Raw genomic sequence first — 13,837 nt, 5'->3', positions numbered from 1 at the left:
ACTAGTGCAGAACCGGGCAACCACTGGCGCCGTTGAAATCAACCTGCCAGTGCTTGATGCCGTTGAGCCAGCCGGACTGCAGTCGCTTCGGGTCGCCGGCCGGAGCCAGGTTGGGCAGGTGGTCGGCGATGGCGTTGAACATCAGGTTGATGGTCAGCCGGGCCAAGTTCGCGCCGATGCAGAAATGCGCACCGCTGCCACCGAATCCCATGTGCGGGTTGGGGTTACGCATGACATTGAAGCTGAACGGATCGTCGAAGACTTCTTCATCGAAGTTGGCCGAGCGGTACATCATGACCACCCGCTGGCCCTTCTTGATCTTCACGCCACCAAGCTCGGTGTCCTCCAGCGCAGTGCGCTGGAAAGACGTCACCGGTGTTGCCCAACGGACAATCTCATCGGCCGCCGTCTCCGGACGCTCCTTCTTGTACAACTCCCACTGCTCCGGGAACTGCGTGAAGGCCATCATGCCCTGGGTGATCGAGTTGCGTGAGGTCTCGTTGCCGGCCACCGCGAGCATGATCACGAAGAAGCCGAACTCGTCATCGGAGAGCTTGCCCTCGCCCTCAACCTCGGCGTTGATAAGGGTGGTCACGATGTCCTCGCCGGGATTCTCGGACTTCTGCTTCGCCATCTCCATCGAGTAGGCGAGGATCTCCATCGACGATGCCGCCGGGTCGATGTGCGAGAACTCGGGGTCGTCGTACGAGGTCATCTCATTCGACCAGTTAAAGAGCTTGCCCCGGTCCTCGATGGGCACCCCGAGCAGACCCGCGATGGCCTGCAACGGCAGCTCGCAGGACACCTGCTCCACGAAGTCACCCGAGCCGGTCGCCGCGGCGGCCTTCGCGATCTGCTGAGCGCGCTCGTTCAGCTCGTCGCGCAGCCGGCCGATCGCACGGGGCGTGAAACCGCGGGAGATGATCTTGCGCAGCCGGGTGTGATGCGGGGCGTCCATGTTGAGCATCACGTAGCGCTGCAGCTCGATGGCCTCGCGGGTGATGTCATCCTGAAACCGCGGGATGGCGGTGTTTTCCCAGCTGGAGAAGACATCGCTGCGCAGCGACACCTCCTTGACGTCCTTGTGCTTGGAGACGACCCAATACCCGCCGTCATTGAAGCCGCCGACGCCGTCGGGCTGCTCCTGCCACCAAATCGGAGCCGTCTTCCGTAGCTCCTTGAGCTCCTCGATCGGGAGCCGTTCTGCGTAGATCTCCGGGTCGGTGAAGTCGAAACCGGCGGGAAGGCTGGGGTGCACCACGTTGAACTCCTATGGCCTTTCAGGGCGTCATTCAGGGACGATCTTGTTAGAGCATCTAGTGAGAGCTTAGTGAGATACGACACTCTCTAGCCCCATTGAAGCACACGATCAGCGCAGACAAAACGTGGTGGATGGGGGGAGAACACGTTCTCATTGCTTCCAGACTGGAACGTGTTCTACCGTGAAGTCAACGTTCAGAGCGCAAAGGAGCAGCTCCATGGGTAATCCGGTCATCGTCGAAGCGACGCGCAGCGCCATCGGCAAACGTGGTGGATGGCTCGCGGGCCTGCATCCGGCCGAGCTGCTCGGCAGCATCCAGAAGTCGGTGATCACCCGCGTAGGTCTGGATCCGAACGAAGTCGAGCAGGTCATCGGCGGCTGTGTCACCCAGTTCGGTGAGCAGGGCGGCCACATCACTCGGCAGGCATGGCTGCACGCGGGGCTGCCCGAAGCCGCCGGTGCCACCACCATCGACTGCCAGTGCGGCAGCGCGCAGCAGGCCAACCACCTCATCGCCGGCCTGATCTACTCCGGTGCCATCGACACCGGCATCGCCTGCGGTATCGAATCGATGAGCCGCGTGCCACTGGGCGCCAACGTCGGCGGCACCGGCATCCCCCGCCCCGCCTCCTGGGATATCGACATGCCCAATCAGTTCGAGGCAGCAGAGCGGATTGCCAAGCACCGCGGGATCACCCGCGCCGATGTCGACGGGCTCGGAGTGCGCTCGCAGGCACTGGCCAAGCAGGCATGGGCCGAAGGACGATTCGATCGCGAGATCACCGCGCTTGATGCGCCGCAGGTGGACAAGGAAGGCAACCCCACCGGTGAGACCCTGACGGTCAGCCGCGACCAGGGCCTGCGCGACACCACCCTGGAATCTCTGGGCAACCTCAAACCCGTTATGCCGGAGGGTATTCACACAGCCGGTACGTCCTCGCAGATTTCCGACGGCGCGGCCGCGGTATTGCTCATGGACGAGGACAAGGCCCGCTCATTGGGCCTGACGCCGCGCGCCCGCATCGTGTCGCAGGCGCTCGTCGGTGCCGAGCCCTACTACCACCTGGACGGCCCGGTGCAGTCGACACAGCGCGTGCTGGACCGCGCGGGCATGAAGATCGGCGATATCGACGTCGTCGAAATCAACGAGGCTTTCGCCTCGGTGGTGCTTTCTTGGGCCGCAGTGCACAAGCCGGACTTCGACCGGGTCAACGTCAACGGCGGCGCCATCGCGCTGGGGCACCCCGTCGGCAGCACCGGCAGCCGCCTGATCACCACGGCACTGCACGAGCTGGAACGTACCGACAAGTCAACGGCTTTGATCACCATGTGTGCTGGTGGCGCGCTGTCCACCGGCACCATCATCGAGCGGATCTAGTACCTGCGCGAAGGCCCCCGGCACCTCGGTGCCCGGGGGCCTTTTCGTCAGCTGGCCCGCCCGAACCCGGCCGGGCAGAAGTCAACCTCCCAGTGCTTGACCCCGTTGAGCCAACCGGACCGCAGCCTGTCAGGCTCGCTCGTCGACGCGAGGTCCGGCAGGTGGTCGGCGATGGCGTTGAACATCAGGTTGATGGTCATGCGGGCCAGGTTGGATCCGACACAATGGTGTTCGCCATTTCCGCCAAAACCCACATGCGGGTTGGGGTTACGCATGATGTCGAAGGTGAACGGATCGTCGAAAACCTCTTCATCGAAGTTGGCCGAGCGGTACATCATGACCACACGCTGACCCTTCTTGATCTTCACGCCACCAAGCTCGGTGTCCTCCAACGCAGTACGCTGGAAAGACGTCACCGGCGTCGCCCAACGGACAATCTCATCGGCCGCCGTCTCCGGACGCTCCTTCTTGTACAACTCCCACTGCTCCGGGAACTGCGTGAAGGCATGCATGCCGTGAGTGATCGAGTTACGGGTCGTCTCATTGCCGGCCACCGCCAAAAGCATGACGAAGAAGCCGAACTCGTCATCGGAGAGCTTCTGCCCATCGATGTCGGCATTGACCAGGTCGGTACAGATATCCGGACCTGGCTCCGCTGTCTTGCGTGCCGCGACCTGCATCGCGTACATCAACAGCTCGGCACTGGCGATCGCGCTGTCGTCTTCGCCGTCGTCGGAACCCACCAGCCTGTTGGACCAGTCGAACAGTTGCTCACGTTCCTCGAGTGGAGTGCCCAACAAACCCGCGATGGCCTGCAACGGAAGCTCGCAAGCCACTTGTTCCACGAAGTCGCCGTGCTGGAGCTGGGCCGCCGATTTCGCGATGCCCTGTGCGCGGGCGTTGAGGTCATCGCGGAGCCGGTTGACCGCCCGCGGCGTGAACCCTCGGCTGATGATGTGCCGCAATCTGCTGTGCCGCGGGGGGTCCATGTTCAGCATGATCAAGCGGGTCGCGTCGATGCGCTCGCGCGGCGTGGTGGACAGATAGCGTGGTATCGCGGTGTTCTGCTCACTCGAGAATATGTCGCACCGAAGTGAGATCTCTTTGACATCTTTATGTTTGGACACCACCCAGAAACCGTCATCATCGAATCCGCCGACCCCGCGCTCGGTGTGATTCCACCAGATCGGTTCGGTATGCCGCAGTTCGGCAAGCTCGACCTCTGGGATTCCGTGCACAAAAAGATCGGGATCGGTGAAGTCGATGCCATCGGGCAAGTGGGGATGTTGGGCCTGTACCACGCTGTACCTCCCGGCCTGTGATGCATTTCACTAATGGCTCTAGTGGCAGTGAAGCATAGAAATCAACCCCGGGACAAGGGTGTGCGGAGGAAAATCCCCCAATCTAGAACGCGTTCTATACGCGTGACAGCTTCGGGACGAAGATCGCCCGAATGTGGTGGATCCGCGGATCAGTCGCCGGAATCTTGAACGTCTCGTCCACTTTTGCCACGACGCGCCATCCGGCGACCTTTGCCTTGGTCTCGATGACGAAACTCGCGATGACGTTGTCACCTTCGACACGAAACTGCCGATTGGACGCGGCGCCAATCAGCCGGAACTGCGGTCCGTTATTCAAACTGCGCCGCAAGTGATCTCCGGAGAAACCGGTCTTGACACCCTGCTCGATCCGCACACATTCCGGGGCGAACGGCACCGCGTCTGCCTCATGGGTGACGAGGGCTTCGATGTAGGCATTTGCGGCGGCAATACGTACTTCGTCTGAGGCTCCAGGTGTTGACACCCTCGTAGCATAGGGCCATGTCTGATGGTCTTGCCGCGAGCGGCTCATCCGCGAATGCACCCGCCCAGCTGAACTCCGAATTGGCTGGAAAGCTGATCAAGTGGATGACCACCGCCAATGTCTGGCTGTATCAGCGGACTGACGGCCGCCTCGGCGGAAAGTGGCGTGTGGGTGCGGCTTTCCCCTGGGGCATACCGGTACTGCTGATCACCACCGTCGGCCGCAAGACCGGACAGAAGCGGTTGAGCGCGCTGCTTTACTTGCCCGACGGCGACAAGATCGTCCTGGTGGCGTCGCAGGGAGGACGCGACGCCAATCCGGCGTGGTACCTCAACCTGAAGGCGAATTCTGAAGTCACCGTTCAGATAAAGGGCGATATCCGAACGATGACGGCCCGCACCGCGACCGACGAGGAACGCGCGTACTACTGGCCCAAGCTGGTCGAGCTCTACGCCGACTTCGCCAAGTACCAGTCGTACACGACCCGCAAGATCCCCGTGGTCATCCTGGAGCCCTAGCTCCCATCGACACCCCGTGTCGGCGAGACGGCTAACCCTGTGAGCCGTAGACCGGAACCGGCGTACGAGCCTTATCGAGCAGGTCCGTGACCACGGGACCCAATTCACTTGGGTCCCAACGAGCACCCTTGTCTACCTGCGGACCGTGCGCCCATCCCTCAGCGACGCGAATGATGCCGGCTTCGACTTCGAACACCTTTCCGGTGACCGCGCGCGACTCCGGGCTGCCCAGCCACACCACCAGCGGCGAGACGTTCTCCGGGGCCATCGCGTCGAATGCACCGTCCTCGGGCTTGGCCATGGTCTCGGCGAACACTGCCTCGGTCATCCGGGTACGCGCGGCCGGAGCGATGGCGTTGACAGTGATGCCATAGCGGCCCATCTCGGCAGCAGCCTGCAGGGTCAAGGTGGCGATACCTGCCTTGGCCGCGGCGTAGTTCCCTTGCCCGACACTGCCTTGCAGCCCGGCGGCGGAGCTGGTGTTGATGATGCGGGCATCCACCGCGTTGCCGGCCTTGAACTCGTCACGCCAGTACGCGGCGGCATGACGCAGCGGCGCGAAGTGCCCCTTGAGGTGCACACGAATCACCGCGTCCCACTCCTCCTCGCTCATGTTGGCGAGCATCCGGTCACGCAGAAATCCGGCGTTATTGACCAGAACATCCAGACGGCCAAAGGAATTGACGGCGGTGTCGATCAGGTTCTTGGCGCCGTTCCAGTCGGCGACATCATCACCATTGGTGACGGCCTCGCCACCGGCAGCCTTGATCTCCTCGACCACTTCCTGAGCGGGGCTGGTGCCAGCCGATCCATCCAGGCCCACACCGATGTCATTGACGACCACACGGGCGCCTTCGGCCGCGAACGCCAGCGCGTGCGCACGTCCGATGCCCCGGCCCGCACCGGTAATGATGACGACCCGACCGTCGAGCAAACCTGGCATGTTCTATTCCTTTTCGCCGTTCTCATTGCTGTTGACATTGGCGGCGTCGAGGAACGCGGGACGCTCCCCTCCACCGTGAACCGTAAGAACCGAACCCGTCACGTACGAGGACAGGGGTGAGGCAAGAAACGCTGCCGTCCAACCAATCTCGTCCGGATTGGCAAGGCGGCCCAGCGGCACCGTCGCGCCGACGGACGCGATCCCCTCTTCATCGCCATAGTGCATTTCCGAGAGCTCGGTGCGGATCATTCCGGCAGCCAGGGCATTCACCCGCACCTTGGGCGCCCATTCCACAGCCAGGCTCCGGGTCAGGCTCTCGAGCCCGGCCTTGGCGGCGCCGTATGCGGCGGTACCCGGCGAAGGACGGCTTGCGCTCACGCTGGTGATGTTGACGATGGCGCCGCCCTCGTCCTGCCGCTGCATCACGGCGTTGGCGCGCTGCGAGACGAGCAGGGCGGAGAGCAGATTCAGTTCGATGATCTTGCGATGAAAGTTATGGCTCGCATCGGCAGCCAGTGCGAAGGGCGCACCACCGGCGTTATTGACGACGGCGTCCAGACGTCCATGTGCGGAAACAACGGTGTCGATGAGCGCATCGACCGACTCTTCATCACGGACATCGCAGGAATGGAATTCGTACGGGAGGCTCTGGGATGAGCCGCTTGCGCGAAGACCATCAGGTGCGGGACGGCGCGCACAGGTAATCACCGTCGCACCGAGCTCGTCGAACACCCGGCTGATCCCGGCACCGACGCCGCGGACACCTCCGGTGACCAGCACGACGCGACCCGCGAGGCCGAGTTCGTAAGGGGTTCGCACGTCACTCCTTGCTGTATTCCTGCTGTTTGTCCTGCGCTTTCGAGCCATGGTAGCGTACCAAGCAAGTGCTTGTTTCGGTACCTTGAGGAGTCTCATGGGCATCATCACCGCGACGGTTGAACCGGGCATCGTGACCGTCACCGTCGACTATCCGAAGGTCAACGCCATCCCCTCGCGCGGATGGTTTGAGCTGGCCGACGCCATCCTGGCGGCCGGCAACGACCCGTCCACCCACGTCGTGATCCTGCGAGCCGAGGGGCGCGGGTTCAACGCGGGCGCCGATATCAAGGAAATGCAGCGCACTCAGGCAGAAGGACAGGGCTTCACCGCCTTGATCGACACCAATCGCGGCTGCTTCGAAGCCTTCAGCGCGGTCTACCGCTGCAAGGTGCCCGTCATCGCCGCCGTCAACGGCTTCTGCCTCGGCGGCGGAATCGGCCTGGTGGGTAACGCCGATGTGATCGTCGCCTCCGACGACGCGGTGTTCAGCGTGCCCGAGGTGGACCGTGGCGCACTTGGCACCGCCACTCATCTGCAGCGATTGGTGCCCCAGCATGTGATGCGCCGGATGTTCTACACGGCGGCCAAGGTCGACGCAAAAACGTTGCACCACTATGGATCCATTCATGAGGTGGTGCCACGAGAGGAGCTCGACGAGGCCGCGCTGCGCGTCGCGCGTGACATCGCGGCCAAGGACACCCGCGTCATCCGGGCCGCTAAGGAAGCCATCAACTTCATCGATCCGCAGGACGTCGAATCCAGCTATCGCATGGAACAGGGCTTCACATTCGAGCTCAACCTGGCCGGTGTCGCCGACGAGCACCGCGACGCATTCGTCGAGACCGGAAAGCCGAAGGGAAACTAATGGCAGACAAGACAAGCACTCTCGACGAGGTCGTCTCCGAACTGCGCAGCGGCATGACCATCGGCCTCGGCGGCTGGGGTTCGCGCCGCAAGCCGATGGCCTTCGTGCGCGCGATCTTGCGTTCGGATGTCAAGGATTTGACGGTCGTCACCTACGGCGGACCGGACTTGGGCCTGCTGTGTTCGGCGGGCAAGGTCAAAAAGGCCTACTACGGCTTCGTGTCCCTGGATTCGCCGCCGTTCTATGACCCGTGGTTCGCCAAGGCGCGCACCACCGGTGCGATCGAGTCCCGCGAGATGGATGAAGGCATGGTCAAGTGCGGCCTGGAAGCCGCCGCCGCCCGCCTGCCGTTCCTGCCCATCCGGGCAGGGCTGGGCTCGGACGTCATGAATTTCTGGGGCGACGAGCTCAAGACCGTCACATCGCCGTATGCGGATAACGAGACCCTGGTCGCGATGCCCGCGCTGAATCTGGACGCCGCATTCGTGCACCTGAACCTGGGTGACGCCACCGGCAATGCCGCCTACACCGGCGTGGACCCATACTTCGACGACCTCTATTGCCTGGCAGCCGAGCGCCGCTTCCTCTCGGTGGAGAAGGTCGTCTCCACCGAGGAACTGGTGAAAACCGTTCCTCTGCAGTCGCTTCTGCTGAACCGCATGATGGTGGACAAGGTGGTGGAAGCACCCGGTGGCGCGCACTTCACCATCGGCGCCGCCGACTACGGCCGCGACGAAAAGTTCCAGCGGCACTACGCCGAGGCCGCCGGGGATCCGGAGACTTGGCAGACCTTCGTCGACACCTACCTGTCCGGTTCCGAAGAGGACTACCAGGCAGCCGTTAAGCGGTTTAAGGAGCAGCAGGCATGAGCGAGGCAACCCGCGCTGAGGTATGCGCCGTGGCGTGCGCCGAGTTGTTCAGGGACGCAGGCGAGATCATGGCCTCCGCGATGTCGACCATGTCCACCGTCGGCGCCCGGCTGGCTCGCCTGACCTTCTCCCCCGATCTGGTGCTCTCCGATGGCGAGGCCGTCCTGATGGCCGAGACACCGGCGATCGGCGGCATCTCGCCGATCGAAGGGTGGATGCCCTTCCGCAAGGTGTTCGATGTGGTGGCCTCCGGCCGCCGGCATGTCGTCATGGGCGCCAACCAGATTGACCGCTACGGCAATCAGAACCTCTCGGCGTTCGGGCCGCTGCAGCACCCGACCCGGCAGATGTTCGGCGTGCGCGGCGCTCCCGGCAACACCATCAACCACGCCACGTCGTACTGGGTGGGTAACCACTCGGCGCGAGTGTTCGGGAACTCTGTCGACATCGTTTCGGGCGTCGGCTACGACAAGGTCGACCCGGCCAACCCGGCGTACAAGTACCTCAACGTGTTCCGGGTGATTTCCAACCTGGGTGTGTTCGATTTCAACGGCCCCAACCACGAGATGCAGGCCCTGTCACTGCACCCCGGCGTCTCGGCCGAGGACGTCGCGTCCAACACCAGCTTCGAGGTGCACGGGCTGGCCGACGCCGGCGAGACTCGCCTGCCTACCGACGAAGAGCTACGGATCATTCGCGAGGTGATCGATCCGAAGTCGTTCCGGGACAAGGAAGTCAAGCAATGAGCGCACCGGCCCTCAAGACAGCACTGACCGAGCTGGTCGGCATCGACCATCCCGTCGTCCAGACCGGTATGGGCTGGGTGGCCGGACCACGCCTGGTGGCCGCTACCTCCGACGCCGGCGGTCTGGGCATCCTCGCCTCGGCGACCATGACGCTGGAAGAATTGGTCGCCGCGGTCGCGAAGACGAAGTCACTCACCGACAAGCCCTTCGGTGTGAACATCCGTGCCGACGCCGGTGATGCCACCGAGCGCATCGACCTACTGATCCGCGAAAAGGTGAAGGTGGCCTCGTTCGCGCTGGCCCCCAAGCAGGATTTGATCGCCAAGCTGAAAGACAATGGCGTGGTGGTGGTTCCGTCTATCGGCGCGGCCAAGCATGCCAAGAAGGTCGCCGCCTGGGGTGCCGACGCGGTGATCGTTCAGGGCGGTGAGGGCGGCGGACACACTGGTCCGGTCGCGACGACCCTGCTACTGCCCTCGGTGCTCGATGCCGTGCAGGACACCGGAATGCCGGTCATCGCCGCCGGAGGATTCTTCGACGGAAGAGGACTTGCTGCTGCGTTGTCGTATGGCGCCGCCGGCGTGGCCATGGGCACCCGATTCCTGCTGACCTCCGATAGCACCGTGCCGGATGCGGTCAAGGAGCGTTACCTGGCCTCGGCCCTCGACGGCACCGTGGTGTCGACGAGGGTCGACGGCATGCCGCACCGGGTGTTGCGCACCGAGCTGGTCGAGAAGCTCGAAAGCGGTTCGCGGGTACGTGGATTCAGTGCAGCGATCCGGAACGCGGCCAAGTTCAAGAAGATGTCGGGCATGACGTGGGCGTCGATGGTCAAAGACGGCCTGGCGATGCGCCACGGCAAGGAGCTCACCTGGTCTCAGGTGCTCATGGCCGCGAACACCCCGATGCTGCTGAAGGCCGGTCTGGTGGAGGGCAACACCGGTGCCGGTGTTCTCGCTTCCGGTCAGGTCGCGGGCATCCTTGATGACCTGCCCAGCTGCCAAGACCTGATCGACGCGATCGTGACGGACGCGGTCGCCCATCTGAAGAGTGCAAGCGCGGCCATCCTTTAACCGCCGAGTGGGAATCTCACGAGGCAAAACGGCCGAAATCCCTCGCCAGATTCCCACTCGACATCGCCGTTCGAAACGCCTCATCGACCCGGGCCACGATCGTGCCCGCTCGATGCCGCAGCATCTCGGATGTCACCCGAATGATGGTCCAGCCCTCTGCGGAGAGTCCGGCTGACCGATCGACATCGCGGGAGCGCTGGTGCGGATCAGTCCAGTGCTGGGCGCCGTCGAGTTCGACTCCGAGTTTGAGGTCCTCCCAACCCATGTCGATCCTCGCGACGAATTCTCCATAGCGCGTGTAGACCCGGATCTGAGTCCGCGGCGTGGGGAATCCCGCCCTTACGAGAAGTAGCCGAGTCCGGGTTTCTTGAGGTGACTCCGCTCCACCGTCAACCAACTCCAGCGCCCTGCCGAGCGCCACTAGCCCCCTGGCTCCGGGATGCATATCCGCAGTCTGAAGAATCTGTGCAGGGCTGACACCAGTAGCTGCGATCAGGGCGTCCAAGCGTTCAACAGCAGCGTCTAGCGGCAACCAGCGTCCAAGATCGAAGGACGTGCGTGCCGCCGAGGTGGCCGCGAGGCCGTCAACGCGGTCAACCTCGTCTGCCAGCAATGACTCTCGGTGAACCCTCAACCCCTTGGGCGCCTTATGGTTTTGATAGATCAATTCCGCTGGGGCCGAACCATCTACCCACTTCGAGCCGAGAAGCGCCGACGCGGACAGGCCCGCGACCACCCCGCCCCGCCGCGACCATAACCATGCGGCTCGCGCACGCTGTGTGGCCGTCACATTCGATCCGCGTGGAACGTAAACGGATGGGTAGAGCTGTTCGTATCGACGACGGATTTCGTGCTCAGTCACAGCCCCAGAAGCAATAGCCTCACCCGAACGAAACGGCCATGGAACCTCCCCCATAGCGGGAGCATGCCACTCACCACTGACAAATCTGAGTGGGAATCTCACGAGGGAAATCGGCCGAAATCCCTCGCCAGATTCCCACTCGGCAGGAATGGGCAAGGATAGGGACAGCGGATTCACAGAATGCGGGAGAATCCTGGAGATATGAGACATCGAACGTTCAGCTTCTCGACAGCTGCGTGTTGTTTGGCCGCAGCCGCCGCCTTCGTCCTCGCACCGATCGCCGCGGCCGACCCCGACGAACCATTGGTACCCGAGCAACCCGTCCACGCACCCTCACAAGGGGCGATGGAGCTACCGACCGACCGCGGTCCGCACCACGTGTTATTGCAGGACCAGAACAAGGGCGGCGCTGACCCGGACGTGCCGTACGGAACAGATCCCTATGTCCCGGACCATGCCAACGACATCGGTGGCGCCGACCCGGACACCCCGCTGGGCACCGACCCTGACGTCCCATTCGGCACCTGGGCCGGAAACTAATCTGCCGGTAGAGCAGGCCCCGGTAGGGGTGGCGGCGCCTGCTCCGGCACCCCCACATCGGATGGCTGCGACCGAATGAACTCCGCTGCCCCTGGGGTATCGAACATGCCCGTGTTGTCCCGCTTGCTCAACCAATCCCAGGCCTGACCCATCCACATCGGATCTTGTGGCAGGTCAGACATCTGCGGATTGAACGGCAGACTGCCGCCCGGCAATCCAGGAATACTGCAAACCTCCGGCGGACACGGTTCGGCAGATGCCGGCGCGTTGCTCGCGATGACGCCGAGCACCGCTGCGGCCGTGCCGATGAGGATTCCTGCACGCATCAGTTCAGGCTACGCCCGCGATGCGCTCAGAGGCGTTCGATAATGGTGACGTTGGCGGTGCCGCCGCCCTCACACATCGTCTGCAGGCCGTACTTGCCGCCGGTGCGCTCCAGCTCGTTGAGCATGGTGGCGAACAGCTTGGCGCCGGTGGCTCCCAGCGGGTGGCCCAGCGCGATCGCGCCGCCATTGGGGTTGACCTTCTTCAGGTCGACGTCCAGCTCCTTGGCCCATGCCAACACCACAGGGGCGAAGGCCTCGTTGATCTCGACAACGTCGATATCGTCCATCGTCAGGCCGGTCTTGGCGAGCGCGTACTTGGTGGCGGGGATGGGGCCGGTCAACATGAACACTGGGTCGTCGCCGCGGGCGCTGATGTGATGAATGCGCGCGCGTGGCTTCAGCCCGTGTGCCTTCACGGCGCTTTCCGAGGCGACCAGCGTCGCGCTACCACCGTCGGAGATCTGGCTGGCCAGCGCGGCCGTGAGACGACCACCCTCGACGAGGGTCTTGAGCCCGGCCATCTTCTCCAGCGTGCTCTCGCGCGGACCCTCGTCGACGCGAAAGTCGCCGACCGGGACGATCTCATTGTCGAAGTGTCCGTTGCGGATCGCAGCAAAGGCCCGCTCGTGGCTGGAGAGTGCGAACTGCTCCATCTCCTCGCGGCTGATGTCCCACTTCTCGGCGATCATCTCCGCACCGCGGAACTGGGAGATTTCCTGATCGCCATAGCGGTGCAGCCAGCCCTCGGATTCCGCTGTGGGCGAAGTGAATCCGTACTCCTTGCCGACGAGCATCGCGGCCGAGATCGGAATCTGGCTCATGTTCTGGAAGCCACCGGCCACCACCAGGTCGGCGGTACCGGACATAACAGCCTGCGCGGCAAAGGAAATGGCCTGCTGGCTCGATCCGCACTGACGGTCGACGGTGCAGCCCGGCACCTCTTCCGGGTAACCGCCGGCCAGCCACGCGAGGCGTCCGGCATTGCCGGCCTGCCCGCCGATGGCGTCCAGGACTCCCATGATCACGTCATCGATGGCGTCGGGGTCGACGTCGACGCGGTCGAAAAGCCCCTTGAAGGTGGCCGCACCCAGATCCAGCGGGTGCACCGTGGACAGTGAGCCATTGCGCTTACCGACAGCGGTACGCACAGCGTCAATGATGTACGCCTCAGACATGGTGAATCTCCTTATTTCCCAGACTAATCGACGGTAATCCCGCCGAGGACTATCGAAAGGTACTGTTCGGCGACTTCCTGCGCCGTGCGCGAACCGCCCGGACGGAACCAGCGCACCGACACCCATGTTGCGTCGCGAATGAACCGGTACACCACTGCCACATCAAGATCGGGACGGAAGTAGCCCTGAGCGATGCCGTCGCGCAGCACTTCGAGCCATAACTCGCGCTGCTCGGTGTTGAGTTCGTTCAGATAGGCGAACCGCTCCTGCGACAGCAGCCGAGGTGCTTCCGCCTGGTAGATGGCGACCTGTGCGTGCTTGGTTTCGATCGCGTCGAACGAGGCCAGGAACAGTCCCTTAAGCGTGTCGACGGGGTTCAGGTTGGCAGCGGCAATCTCGCGATACCGGGCGAAGAGTCCCTCGAGGAAATCGCGCAGCAGTTCGTCGACGATCGCCTCTTTGGAATCGAAGTGGTGATACAGACTGCCCGACAGGATTCCGGCGGCATCGGCGATGTCGCGCACCGTGGTAGCGCGCAGGCCACGCTCTGCGAACATGGCAGCCGCAAGACTCAGCAGTTCGTCACGCCGCGACGGCTGCGATGAACCGCTTGCGCGAAGAGCGTCCGACTCTCGCACTTCTGCCACCTTGTCCACCTC

The 13,837-nt window shown here is 63.4% G+C and carries 16 protein-coding genes; 7 read left to right on the top strand and 9 right to left on the bottom strand.

Going from position 1 to position 13,837, the window contains the following annotated elements:
• Position 1: 1 nt before the first annotated feature.
• Positions 2 to 1,261 carry a cytochrome P450 gene (locus BB28_RS02890; RefSeq protein ID WP_046252452.1) on the bottom strand — a complete coding sequence of 420 codons (1,260 nt, stop codon included), beginning with the start codon at positions 1,259 to 1,261 and terminating at the stop codon, positions 2 to 4.
• A gap of 217 nt (positions 1,262 to 1,478) precedes the next feature.
• On the opposite strand from BB28_RS02890, the gene BB28_RS02885 reads away from it, so the two are divergent.
• Positions 1,479 to 2,639, top strand: coding sequence for a steroid 3-ketoacyl-CoA thiolase (locus BB28_RS02885; RefSeq protein ID WP_046252451.1), 1,161 nt, complete (start codon positions 1,479 to 1,481; stop codon positions 2,637 to 2,639).
• A gap of 47 nt (positions 2,640 to 2,686) precedes the next feature.
• Here BB28_RS02885 and BB28_RS02880 read toward each other — a convergent pair whose 3' ends face one another.
• Positions 2,687 to 3,940 (bottom strand): cytochrome P450, encoded by a 1,254-nt coding sequence (locus tag BB28_RS02880; protein ID WP_046252450.1) that lies wholly within the window; start codon positions 3,938 to 3,940, stop codon positions 2,687 to 2,689.
• Positions 3,941 to 4,055: 115 nt separating this feature from the next.
• A complete protein-coding gene (locus tag BB28_RS02875; protein ID WP_046252449.1) occupies positions 4,056 to 4,442 on the bottom strand; it encodes a DUF8021 domain-containing protein in 387 nt (128 codons plus the stop codon).
• 17 nt (positions 4,443 to 4,459) lie between these two features.
• Here BB28_RS02875 and BB28_RS02870 point away from each other — a divergent pair, with 17 nt between their 5' ends.
• Positions 4,460 to 4,960 carry a nitroreductase family deazaflavin-dependent oxidoreductase gene (locus BB28_RS02870; protein ID WP_046252448.1) on the top strand — a complete coding sequence of 167 codons (501 nt, stop codon included), beginning with the start codon at positions 4,460 to 4,462 and terminating at the stop codon, positions 4,958 to 4,960.
• A 31-nt stretch (positions 4,961 to 4,991) separates the two neighbouring features.
• Here BB28_RS02870 and BB28_RS02865 read toward each other — a convergent pair whose 3' ends face one another.
• Both BB28_RS02865 and BB28_RS02860 read right to left on the bottom strand, forming a co-directional pair.
• Positions 4,992 to 5,903, bottom strand: coding sequence for an SDR family oxidoreductase (locus tag BB28_RS02865; RefSeq protein WP_046252447.1), 912 nt, complete (start codon positions 5,901 to 5,903; stop codon positions 4,992 to 4,994).
• A 3-nt stretch (positions 5,904 to 5,906) separates the two neighbouring features.
• Positions 5,907 to 6,722 carry an SDR family oxidoreductase gene (locus BB28_RS02860; RefSeq protein ID WP_046252446.1) on the bottom strand — a complete coding sequence of 272 codons (816 nt, stop codon included), beginning with the start codon at positions 6,720 to 6,722 and terminating at the stop codon, positions 5,907 to 5,909.
• A 94-nt stretch (positions 6,723 to 6,816) separates the two neighbouring features.
• On the opposite strand from BB28_RS02860, the gene BB28_RS02855 reads away from it, so the two are divergent.
• From BB28_RS02855 to ipdC, 4 genes are read left to right on the top strand one after another with little or no spacing between them, the layout of a single operon-like run.
• Positions 6,817 to 7,587, top strand: coding sequence for an enoyl-CoA hydratase family protein (locus tag BB28_RS02855; protein WP_030095748.1), 771 nt, complete (start codon positions 6,817 to 6,819; stop codon positions 7,585 to 7,587).
• Entirely contained in the window at positions 7,587 to 8,456 is an 870-nt protein-coding gene (locus BB28_RS02850) for a CoA transferase subunit A (RefSeq protein ID WP_046252445.1), read from the top strand. The genes BB28_RS02855 and BB28_RS02850 overlap by 1 nt, the downstream gene beginning before the upstream one ends.
• Positions 8,453 to 9,202, top strand: a complete 750-nt coding sequence (locus BB28_RS02845; RefSeq protein WP_046252444.1) for a CoA-transferase subunit beta — start codon at positions 8,453 to 8,455, stop codon at positions 9,200 to 9,202. The genes BB28_RS02850 and BB28_RS02845 overlap by 4 nt, the downstream gene beginning before the upstream one ends.
• Positions 9,199 to 10,275, top strand: coding sequence for a (3aS,4S,5R,7aS)-5-hydroxy-7a-methyl-1-oxo-octahydro-1H-indene-4-carboxyl-CoA dehydrogenase (gene ipdC / locus BB28_RS02840; RefSeq protein ID WP_046252443.1), 1,077 nt, complete (start codon positions 9,199 to 9,201; stop codon positions 10,273 to 10,275). The genes BB28_RS02845 and ipdC overlap by 4 nt, the downstream gene beginning before the upstream one ends.
• Before the next feature lie 16 nt (positions 10,276 to 10,291).
• Here ipdC and BB28_RS02835 read toward each other — a convergent pair whose 3' ends face one another.
• The gene (locus tag BB28_RS02835; protein WP_046252442.1) at positions 10,292 to 11,191 is read right to left on the bottom strand and encodes an endonuclease domain-containing protein; all 900 of its coding nucleotides are present in this window, start codon (positions 11,189 to 11,191) and stop codon (positions 10,292 to 10,294) included.
• Between the two features lie 147 nt (positions 11,192 to 11,338).
• On the opposite strand from BB28_RS02835, the gene BB28_RS02830 reads away from it, so the two are divergent.
• Complete coding sequence (locus BB28_RS02830) at positions 11,339 to 11,677, top strand: hypothetical protein (protein WP_046252441.1); 339 nt, start codon at positions 11,339 to 11,341, stop codon at positions 11,675 to 11,677.
• On the opposite strand, the gene BB28_RS02825 is transcribed toward BB28_RS02830, so the two are convergent.
• From BB28_RS02825 to BB28_RS02815, 3 genes are read right to left on the bottom strand one after another with little or no spacing between them, the layout of a single operon-like run.
• On the bottom strand, positions 11,674 to 12,003 hold the full coding sequence (locus BB28_RS02825; RefSeq protein WP_064393360.1) for a hypothetical protein: 330 nt from the start codon (positions 12,001 to 12,003) through the stop codon (positions 11,674 to 11,676). The genes BB28_RS02830 and BB28_RS02825 overlap by 4 nt on opposite strands.
• Before the next feature lie 26 nt (positions 12,004 to 12,029).
• Positions 12,030 to 13,178: a steroid 3-ketoacyl-CoA thiolase FadA6 gene (gene fadA6, locus BB28_RS02820; RefSeq protein ID WP_046252440.1), complete on the bottom strand. Its 1,149-nt coding sequence runs from the start codon at positions 13,176 to 13,178 to the stop codon at positions 12,030 to 12,032.
• A gap of 23 nt (positions 13,179 to 13,201) precedes the next feature.
• Positions 13,202 to 13,825: a TetR/AcrR family transcriptional regulator gene (locus BB28_RS02815; RefSeq protein ID WP_162269711.1), complete on the bottom strand. Its 624-nt coding sequence runs from the start codon at positions 13,823 to 13,825 to the stop codon at positions 13,202 to 13,204.
• Positions 13,826 to 13,837: the final 12 nt, after the last annotated feature.

This window comes from Mycobacteroides chelonae CCUG 47445, assembly GCF_001632805.1.
Taxonomy (GTDB): Bacteria; Actinomycetota; Actinomycetes; order Mycobacteriales; family Mycobacteriaceae; genus Mycobacterium; species Mycobacterium chelonae.
Note: the sequence above shows the minus strand (reverse complement) of the source record. Positions and strands in the feature narration are given on the sequence as shown.